We start from the raw sequence: 10483 nt of genomic DNA, 5'->3' as shown, positions 1-10483 counted from the left end.
CCGATGGCGTGCCCGGCGTGACCGTCCCCGACGCCAACGGCGCCGATGCCGGCAACGTCAGCATCGCCGAGAACGCCACGCAGCCGGTTACTGGCGAACTGACCGTCACCGCACCGGAAGGCCTGGCTACCGTCAAGATCGGCGGCACCACCCTCACCGTGGCCGAACTCCAGGCGCTGGGCACCACCCCGGTCGTCGTCAACGGCACCGAAGGCAAGCTCACGCTGACTGGCTACGACCCGGCCACCGGCAAGATCACCTATAGCTACCAGCAGGATGGGACGGCCAAGAACCACACCGCCGGCGACGACTCCGTCACCGACAAGTTCACCGTCACCGTCACCGATGCGGCCAACCAGGTCAAGTCCGACGACCTGGTCGTGCTCATCACCGACACCGCTCCTGAGGCCAAGAACGACACGGCGGGCATCACGGAAGGCACGACCGCCCCCATCTCCGGCAACTTGTTGGGCAACGACACACTCGGCGCCGATGCAGTCACGACGGTCATCACTACCGGCGATGCCAAGTACGGCACGCTGGTAGACAATGGCGACGGCACCTGGTCCTATCAGCTCAACAACAGCCTGCAAGCTGTCCAGGGGCTGCAGGCGGGCGAATTGCTGACCGAGACCATCCGCTACACCATCACCGATGCCGACGGCGACAAGAGCGAGGCCGTGCTGACGATTACGATCACCGGCACGAACGATCTGCCCTCGATCAGCAGCGCCAGCATCAACCTGTCTGAAGAAGGCCTGCCGCACGGCATACCTGACAGCAATGGCACCACGGATACGACGAACGCTGTCACCTACTCCGGCAACCTGACCATCTCCGATTTGGATGTGAAGGACACCCATACCGTCACCTTGGTCAAGCCGGCGGACAACGCCCTGACCTCACAAGGAAAACCTGTCGTCTGGACCCTGTCGGACAATGGCCACACCCTGGTCGGCAAGGACTTCCACGGAAACTCCGTCATCACTGTCACGATGACCGACGCGGGCGGCTACACCGTAACCCTGTCGGGCCAAGTGGATCACCCGACGAACTCGGTCGAGGACGTGCTCCAGCTGGGTATCGGCGTGCAGGTCAGCGATGGCCACGCCACCAGCAACGGCACCATCACGATCAATATCGAGGATGACAGTCCGGAATTCGGCGCCGTCTCCAATACTGTGATGGAGAATGCCGCCACCAGCGCCACCGGCACCCTGGAATTCCATACGGGCGCCGACGCCGTGGGCGCCACGCTGGTCGTGTCGTCTGTCGGTCAGCTGCCGCAGAACTGGACGACCAGCGCGCTCAACAAGTCTTCGGTCGACATCTTCTCGCCCAACGGGACCAAGATCTTCACGGTGACCCTGAATCCGGAGGGCGGCTATACCGTCACCCAGCACGAAGCCCGGCCCGGGACGACCGCGTCGATCGACTTGGCCTCCTCGATCAGCAACAACCCCCAATCCACCTATGACCTCGGCTATGCCACGCTGAGCGCCGGCGGCGGAAAGACGTTCAATGCCAACACGTTCGGCAGCGGAAATTCGTTCGGGATCGGCAACACCTCCTTCGACTCGGGCGAAAGCTTCCGCATGGACTTCAACGAAGCCCTCTCGGATTTCAAGCTGAATGTCGCGGAAGTCAAGGGAAGCGGCACGCTCAATATCACGGTATGGAGCGACGGCGTCTCCAAGATGATCTCCGTACCCGTGAACAGTACGACTGGCGCCATTCACATCACGAAGGAGATGTTGAGCCAGGGCACCCCCTCGTTCACTCAATTCGATAGCATCGAGGTCACCGCGGGCAGCGGCGTCAGGATGTCCTTCCTCACGACCGGCTCCTATACGGAAAGCGTTCCCGCCGGCCCGATGGACTTCACGGTTGGCGTTACCGGAACGGATGGCGACGGCGACAAGGTGAACACGCATTTCAACGTGACCTCCACCGCGGAATCCGCCGTTACGAACGCGACGAACAAGGTGGCGGAAGCCACCGGCGACACCGTTACGGGAACGATGCAGATTTCCGCGGCGTTGGGCATCGTGAGCGTCGACGTAAATGGCGTGGACGTCACCAAGGCGACGAATGCCAACCCCGTCAGCCTGACCACGGGCAAGGGCACGCTCAAGATCACCGGCTACGATCCAGCTACCGGCAAGCTCACTTACACCTATACCGAGAAGGGGAAATCCCAGAATCACTCGAACGGCAAGGACAGCGTGCATGACGACTTCATCGTGACCGCCAAGAATGCTGGCGGCCACGGCAGCAGCGGCAGCCTGATCATCCAGATCACCGACACGGCGCCCGAGGCAAAGCCGGACACGGCCAGTGTGACGGAAGACAAGGTCTTGGAAGCCACCGGCAACGTCATCACCGGCACCGGTGCGGACGCCGTGGGCGCCGACGTGACCACGGTGGTCGGCGTGGCCAAGGGTTCGGCCAACGCGAACAAGGCGATCGAAGGCAACGTCAACGCCGAGGTCAATGGCGTGTACGGCAAGATCACCATCCACGCCGATGGCACCTATACCTATACCCTGAACAACACCGATCCGCGCGTCAATGCACTGGGGCAAGGCGACAAGCTCTCGGACGTGTTCTCGTACACCATCCGCGATTCCGACGGCGACTTCAGCACCACGACCATCACCATCACGATCAATGGCACCAATGACGTGCCGGTGATGACCAACGACTTCCGGTCGGTCACGGAAGATGTGAACGTCACGGGCGGAAATCTCACCGTCAAGGGCGCGGTCACGATCACGGATCCCGATGCCGGCCAGTCGACCTTCGACACCGCCACCCTCAAGCTCACCAACAGCACGCATGCCGGCGGAGCGCTGGGCGTCATCGTAATGAAACCCGATGGCACCTATACCTACAACGTCAACAACGCCGCGATCCAGTTCCTCAAGGCGGGCGAAAGCATCGTCGAGACCTACACGGTCGCCTCCGCCGACGGCTCGGCCACCAGCACCATCACCATCACCATCAATGGTGTCAACGACGCGCCCACGACCGTGGACGGTTCCGCGAACCTGGAAGTTGGCGATAACCAGTACGTCTTCTCGCTGAACGATTTCCGCTTCGACGATGGAGCGGAAGGCAACAGCCTGCAAAGCGTCATCATCACCCAACCGCCCACCAGCGGCACGATGACCTATAACGGCAAGCCGGTCACGGCCGGCATGGAGATTCCGAAGTCGGCCATCGAACAAGGCCTGCTGAAGTTCACGCCGGGCGCCGACAAGCAGGACAGCTCCTTCAATTTCCAAGTGAAGGACAATGGCGGCACGGCGAATGGCGGCAACGACACCTCGACCGAGCACAAGTTCGTCATCTCCGCCGATCACCTGGTGACCCATGGCAATGACGACAGCGGCAGCGGCGGCAAACCGCCGCTGAACGGCGGGTCGGGTGATGACGTCATCCTGGCGGACCAGGGCGGCTACGTCACGAACGTCACCCCCGGCACGAACTACAACATTGCGCTGGTGGTGGACCGTTCAGGCAGCATGTCCGCGCAGTCCGGTTCCGGTGTCAACCGCATGCAACTGGTTAAGGACGCGCTGGTCAAGCTCGCCGCCGACCTGGAGCACCACGACGGCGTCGTCAACGTATCGCTGATCGGCTTCGCAACCCATGCTCAAGATCCGATCACGTTCAACAACCTCACGCAGGCCAACCTGAACCAGTTGATCAAGGCGATCAACGATCTGACTATCGCGACGGGTAACACTGCGGGGACCAACTACGAAGCCGCCTTCAACGCGACCGTGAAGTGGTTCGCCGATCAGGGCAAAGTGAATCCCAGCGGTACGAAGTTCGAGAATCTGACGTTCTTCCTGACCGACGGAAACCCGACGCAGTACTACTACAACGACAAGAAGGGAGTGGACGGACCGGGTAACGATACCGACTACAACACCATGAAGGAATCCGTCGACGCCTTCAAAGCCCTCAACGGCGCCAGCAAGGTCCACGGGATCGGCATCGGAACCGGCATCGACAGCAACATCCTGCGCTTTTTCGATAACACGGACAGCTCCGGCGATGGCCAGATCAGGCTGCCCACCGGGTGGGACTGGTTCGGCAATCCCTCGGGATACCAAACCGTTTACGGCAAGACTGGCGCAATTGACATCGTCAACACCGCCAACGACCTGGAGGCCGCTCTCAAGGGAGGCAGCAGCACGAGCAATCCGGCCGAAGTCGGCCACGACACCGTCTACGGTGGCGACGGCAACGACATCATCTTCGGTGACGCGATCAACACCGACCACCTCGCGTGGGCCGGCAATCCCGCGGGATCCCACAATGGCGGCGGTCTCGACTCGCTGAAGGACTACCTCAAGGCCGTGGACGGCGTCGCCCCGACGAACGAACGGATATACGAGTTCATCAAGCAGAATCCGGGTCAGTTCGATGCGGCTGGCGACACGCGTGGCGGCAATGACGAATTGCATGGCGGCAAGGGCGACGACATCATCTACGGCCAGGGCGGCAACGATGTCCTGTGGGGTGATGACGGCAACGACAAGCTCTATGGCGGAACCGGCAACGACGAGCTCCACGGCGGCGCCGGCAACGACATCCTGGTCGGCGGCAAGGGCAACGACACCATGTGGGGTGACGGCGGCAGCGACACGTTCAAGTGGCAGCTTGGCGACCAGGGCACCACGGCGCAGCCTGCGATCGACACGATCAAGGACTTCTCGAAGGCTTCGGTCGTCGACGGCGGGGATGTGCTGGACCTGAAGGACCTGCTCGTGGGCGAGAAGGACGGCAACCTGTCGCAGTACTTGAACTTCAAGCAGGATCCGGCCAACTCCAACAATACGCTCGTCGAGATCAACACCCAGGGCAAGCTTGGCTCCCAGGGCGCGGATCAGAAGATCGTGCTGGAGAACGTCGATCTCACCCATGACGCGAACGGTCAGGCCATGAGCAATCAGGCCATCATCAACGACCTGCTGCAGAAGGGTAAGCTGAACGTCGATCACAGCTAAGCAGCAAGCCCCGGGAAGGCCGGCAACGGCCTTCCCGGCGGTGCATTCTTCATCAAGCATCAGCATTGCTGCTTGACGCTATCAATGTTGCCAGTATCGAACGCCGGCAACGCCATCTAGTATCTGGTCATCTTGGATAACGCCCTGAAAAGGGACCCGAAATGGCCAATACTTCTCCCACAATCGTCAACGAAATGTCCGGCCGCGCGTGGCTGCGCCATAGCGACGGGTCCCTGACCGAACTGCGCCAAGGCAGCAAGGTCCCCACCGACAGCGACATCGTCACTGCCTCGGGCGCCACGGTTTCCCTTCAGCTTGAAAACGGCATGCTGGTCATCATCGGCGAGAGCCGCGAGGTCGCGCTGACCGCCGAAATGACCAGCACTCTGGACGACTCGTCCGAAGCCGCGCTAGCTCCGCCCTCGGGCACCGATTCCGACCGCTTGCTGGCCCTCCTGCGCAATGGTCTCGGCCTGTTCGATGAACTTGCCCCCTCGCCGTAGTCGTGGCCGGCTAGGGGCCGCTGGCGGCGGCAGTTTCGTCCGCCTAGCACGCTTTCTTGAAACGGCGATCCTCCGGCGATAGCGACGCGTTGCCGCCCCCCGGTGGATAAGATCAAAGACGTCTCGATCCGGAAACCCGCCTATGGCGGCGACACTCGGACATCCAAGGATTGTTGGTCGGCGAAAACGACAGCACACTGACCAAGTACCTGGACTTCCGTAAGGAAGGCTATAACACGGTCATTGACGTGAATACCCAGGGCAAGCTTGGCACCCAGGGCGCGGATCAGAAGATCGTGCTGGAAAACGTCGATCTCACCCACGACGCCTACGGCCAGTTCATGAACAACCAGGCCATCATCAACGACCTGCTGCAGAAAGGAAAGCTGAACGTTGACCATGGCTAAGCGCCGAGCCTAGAGGACTCGCAATGGCCTTCTCGGCCTGATGCACCTTTCATCACGTCGCTACGTCATTGTTCAGCACTATCAGTATTGGCAGTATCGAGCGCCGGCAACACTACCTAGTATCAGGCCATCTTGGACTACTCCCGGAAAGGGGACCAACATGGCCAATACGTCTGCCGCAATCGTCAACGAAATCTCCGGTCGCGCATGGCTGCGTCATGGCGACGGATCCCTGACCGAACTGCACCTAGGCAGCAAGGTCTCTGCCGGCAGCGACGTCGTCACGGCCTCCGGCGCCACGGTTTCCCTTCAAGTTGAGAACGGCATGCCGATCGTCATCGGCGAGAACCATGAGGTCGCGCTGAGCAGCGAAATTACCGCCCCCCTGGCCGACGCGTCCGAGGCCGCGGTGACCCCGCCCTCCGGCGCCGACTCCGACCGCCTCCTGGCCGCTCTGCGCGACGACCGCGACCCCTTCGATGAGCTCGACCCCACCGCTGCCGTCATGGCCGGCGGCGGCAATGCCGACGGCAGCAGCTTCGTGCGCCTGGCCCGCATTCTGGAAACCACCACTCCGCTGGACCAGGCTTACCTCCCCCTGAACCACGGCGATAGCATCCTGCCCCGCGTGCCTGGCGCCGGCTTGGTCGACAACGGCGACAATGATGAAACGGCAACGTCCGTCGCCGCCAATAACCCTCCCAATGCGCGGGACGATGTCGGCAGCGGCGACCAGAACAGCCAAGTGCGGGGCAACCTGCTCGACAACGACACGGATCCCGATGGCAACTCGCTGGCGATCTCGTCGGTCGGCAACCATCCCATGGTCCCAGGCGGCGTCGCCATCAGCGGCAGCAACGGTGGCACGTTCATCGTCCTGCCGGACGGCAACTATGTCTTCACGCCGGGCAGCGCGTACACCCATCTTGCCAACGGCGAGACAAGCACCACTACCATTTCGTACACCGTTACGGACTCCAGCGGCGCCACCTCCACGGCGACCGTCGTCGTGACGATCACCGGCACCAATGACGGTCCCGCTTCCACCGCCATTGCCGGCACCGCCAGCATCGACGCCCAGGCGGGAGTGAGCTACAACGTGTCCGGCCATTTCTCCGATCCAGACTCCAACGACAAGCTCACCTACACCGCGACCGGCCTGCCGCCCGGATTGAGCATCGATCCGAACACCGGCATCATCACCGGCACCATCGATCACTCGGCCTCGCACGGAGGCAACAACGGCGTCTACAACGTCACCGTTACGGCTACGGATCCCGCCGGCGCAACGACGTCGCAGAAGTTCGACTGGGACGTGACCAATCCTGCTCCGACCGCCGCTGCCGATTTGGGCAGCACCGACGAGGACTCGACCCTCAGCGTCAACGCCCGGAACGGAGTGCTGGCCAATGACAGGGACCAGGACGGCGATACCCTCGCCGTCTCGCAGGTCAACGGCAGCACGGCCCACGTGGGCTCGCCGGTTCCCGGCTCCGTTGGCGGCACCTTCACCTTGAACCCGGATGGCTCCTACACGTTCCACCCCGGCACGGCTTTCCAGTACCTCGCCGCCGGCGAAAAAGCCTACACATCGATCATCTACACCGTTTCCGATGGCGAAGGCGGTACCAGCACGGCGACTCTCACGGTCGAGGTCACCGGCACCAACGACGGCCCCGCTTCCTCCGCCGTTGCCGGCACCGCCAGCATCGACGCCCAGGCGGGAGTGAGCTACAACGTGTCCGGCCATTTCTCCGATCCAGACTCCAGCGACAAGCTCACCTACACCGCGACCGGCCTGCCGCCCGGATTGAGCATCGATCCGAACACCGGCATCATCACCGGCACCATCGATCACTCGGCCTCGCACGGAGGCAACAACGGCATCTACAACGTCACCGTTACGGCTACGGATCCCGCCGGCGCAACGACGTCGCAGAAGTTCGACTGGGACGTGACCAATCCTGCTCCGACCGCCGCCGCCGATTTGGGCAGCACCGACGAGGACTCGACCCTCAGCGTCAACGCCGGGAACGGAGTGCTGGCCAATGACAGGGACCAGGACGGCGACACCCTCGCCGTTTCGCAGGTCAACGGCAGCACGGCCCACGTGGGCTCGCCGGTTCCCGGCTCCGGTGGCGGCACCTTCACCCTGAACCCGGACGGCTCCTACACGTTCCACCCTGGCACGGCTTTCCAGTACCTCGCCGCCGGCGAAAAAACCTACACCTCGATCACCTACACCGTTTCCGATGGCGAAGGCGGTACCACCACGGCGACTCTCACGGTCGAGGTCACCGGCGCCAACGACGGCCCCGTCCTCCAGGCCCAAGTCAACCAGGCACTGGAAGGCCATTCGGCATCTGGCAGCGTGCTCGCTGGCGCGACCGATGCCGAAAGCGATGTACTGACCGTCATCGACTTCACGATCAACGGTGCGAAGTACGCCGCTGGTAGCACTGCCATCATTGCTGGGATAGGCACTCTCGTCATCAATGCCGACGGCGGCTATAGCTTTACGCCGGGCGCAAACTGGAATGGGCGCGTGCCACCCATCACATACACCGTCACGGACGGCGCGACCACCACCGTTTCCAGACTGGACGTCGACGTCCTGCCAGTCAATGACGCCCCGGTCTCTCAGGACGGTTCCGGCAACGTCGCGGAGGGCAAGACCTACGTGTTCGGCGCGAACGACTTCGTCTTCTCCGACCCGGCAGAAGGCCATTCGATGAAATCCGTGATCATCGACTCCCTGCCCACCGGAGGCACGCTGCTGCTCAACGGCAGGCCGGTCACGCAGGGGCAGGAGATCAGTGCGGAGGACCTTGTCCGCGGTAAGCTGGTATTCGAACCCAACGCCGCCGACGCCGGTGAAAACGCTGGCGCGTCCTTCAACTTCCGTGTCAAGGATACCGGCGGCAACGCCAACGGCGGCCAGGACACGTCCGATCCGCACACATTCAAACTGCACACGGACCAGATCCTGGGCGGCCATAACGGCAACGAAACTATCAAGGGCGGCTCAGGCGACGACGTACTGCTGGGCGATCAGGGCGGCGTGCAGAAGACCGTGACGCCGGGCACCAGCTACAACATCGCCGTTGTGCTGGACCTGTCGGAATCGATGGGATACTACTGGGGTAGCGGCTCCGCCCGCGAGACACGCCTCGCAACCGCCAAGAAAGCCCTCAAGGCACTGCTGGAAAATCAGCTCGCCACTCATGATGGCACCATCAACGTGTCTCTGATCACGTTTCAGAAAGGTAGCGCCAAGCAGTTGAAGACAATCTCGGACCTGACGCATGACAATGTCGACGAGATCGTGAACACCCTCCTCGGCTTGCGAGCTGACGGGTACACACCGTATGGCGCAGCCTTCCATGAAGCCAAGAACTGGTTCGACCGCCAACCCACGGTCGACGGCCATGGCAAGCCGTACGAGAACCGGACCTACTTCGTGACGGACGGCAATCCAACCGCCGAAAAGAAATACAACCGTGACGCCGAGTTCAACAAACTTGCCAAAGTCAGCGACGTCCGGGCGATAGGCATCGGCTCGGGAATTTCCCCCCTTGTACTCGACAAGTATGACAACACGGCCGGTTCGCAAGTGGTGCAGAAGCCGTCCGATCTTGAGACGACCCTGGTCGGCAGCAAGACGACCGACGAACCCGTTCCAGTCGGCAACGACAAGCTCCACGGCGGCGACGGCGCCGACATCCTGTTCGCCGATGCCATCAATACCGACCGGTTGCCATGGGGCGTCAACGGCAATCCCGCCAAGCCCACCGACCAGCCCGACGGATCTGGCCTGGATGCGCTCAAGCAGTTCCTGTCTCTGAAGAACGGTGCGCTGCCCACCGACGCCGAGCTGCACAAGTTCATTTCGGATAACCACGGGCTCTTAGACGTGCAGGGCGATATGCGCGGCGGCAATGACGAATTGCATGGCGGCAACGGCAACGACATCCTCTATGGTCAGGGCGGCAATGACATCCTGCATGGCGACGATGGCAACGACATGCTGTACGGTGGCACCGGCAACGATAGCCTGCGCGGCGGTGCGGGCAACGATAGCCTGATAGGCGGCCAGGGGGACGACATCCTGTACGGCGACGGCGGCAACGACACGTTCAAGTGGGCGCTGGGCGATCAGGGCACCACGGCACAACCAGCCGTGGACACGATCAAGGACTTCTCGAAGGCCACGATTGCCGAGGGTGGCGATGTGCTGGACCTGAAGGACCTGCTCGTGGGCGAGAAGGACGACAACCTGTCGCAGTACCTGAACTTCAAGCAGGATCCCGCCAACTCCAACCACACGCTCGTCGAGATCAACACCCAGGGCAAGCTTGGCTCCCAGGGTGCGGATCAGAAGATCGTGCTGGAGAACGTCGATCTTACCCATGACGCCAATGGTCAGGCCATGAGCAACCAGGCCATTATCAACGACCTGCTGCAGAAGGGTAAGCTGAGCGTCGACCATGCCTGAGCGATAGCTCCCGGGAGGCCCCGCAGGGGTCTTTCGCCCCCCCGCATGACGCATTTT

The 10483-nt window shown here is 62.2% G+C and carries 4 protein-coding genes; all 4 read left to right on the top strand.

From position 1 onward, the window contains the following. The first annotated feature begins 17 nt into the window (after nucleotides 1-17). The 4 genes from IB258_RS29415 (at nucleotide 18) to IB258_RS29400 (ending at nucleotide 10426) form a co-directional block, all read left to right on the top strand. Nucleotides 18-5021, top strand: coding sequence for a VCBS domain-containing protein (locus IB258_RS29415; protein WP_192353560.1), 5004 nt, complete (start codon nucleotides 18-20; stop codon nucleotides 5019-5021). Nucleotides 5022-5182: 161 nt separating this feature from the next. After that, a complete protein-coding gene (locus IB258_RS29410; RefSeq protein WP_054458560.1) occupies nucleotides 5183-5524 on the top strand; it encodes a retention module-containing protein in 342 nt (113 codons plus the stop codon). A 170-nt stretch (nucleotides 5525-5694) separates the two neighbouring features. Then, nucleotides 5695-5931, top strand: a complete 237-nt coding sequence (locus tag IB258_RS29405; protein WP_054458562.1) for a type I secretion C-terminal target domain-containing protein — start codon at nucleotides 5695-5697, stop codon at nucleotides 5929-5931. A 160-nt stretch (nucleotides 5932-6091) separates the two neighbouring features. Then, a complete protein-coding gene (locus IB258_RS29400; protein WP_119450723.1) occupies nucleotides 6092-10426 on the top strand; it encodes a retention module-containing protein in 4335 nt (1444 codons plus the stop codon). The last annotated feature ends 57 nt before the right edge of the window (nucleotides 10427-10483 follow it).

It is taken from the genome of Achromobacter sp. ACM02 (assembly GCF_014851605.1).
Lineage (GTDB): Bacteria > Pseudomonadota > Gammaproteobacteria > Burkholderiales > Burkholderiaceae_B > Achromobacter > Achromobacter aegrifaciens.
Note: the sequence above shows the minus strand (reverse complement) of the source record. Positions and strands in the feature narration are given on the sequence as shown.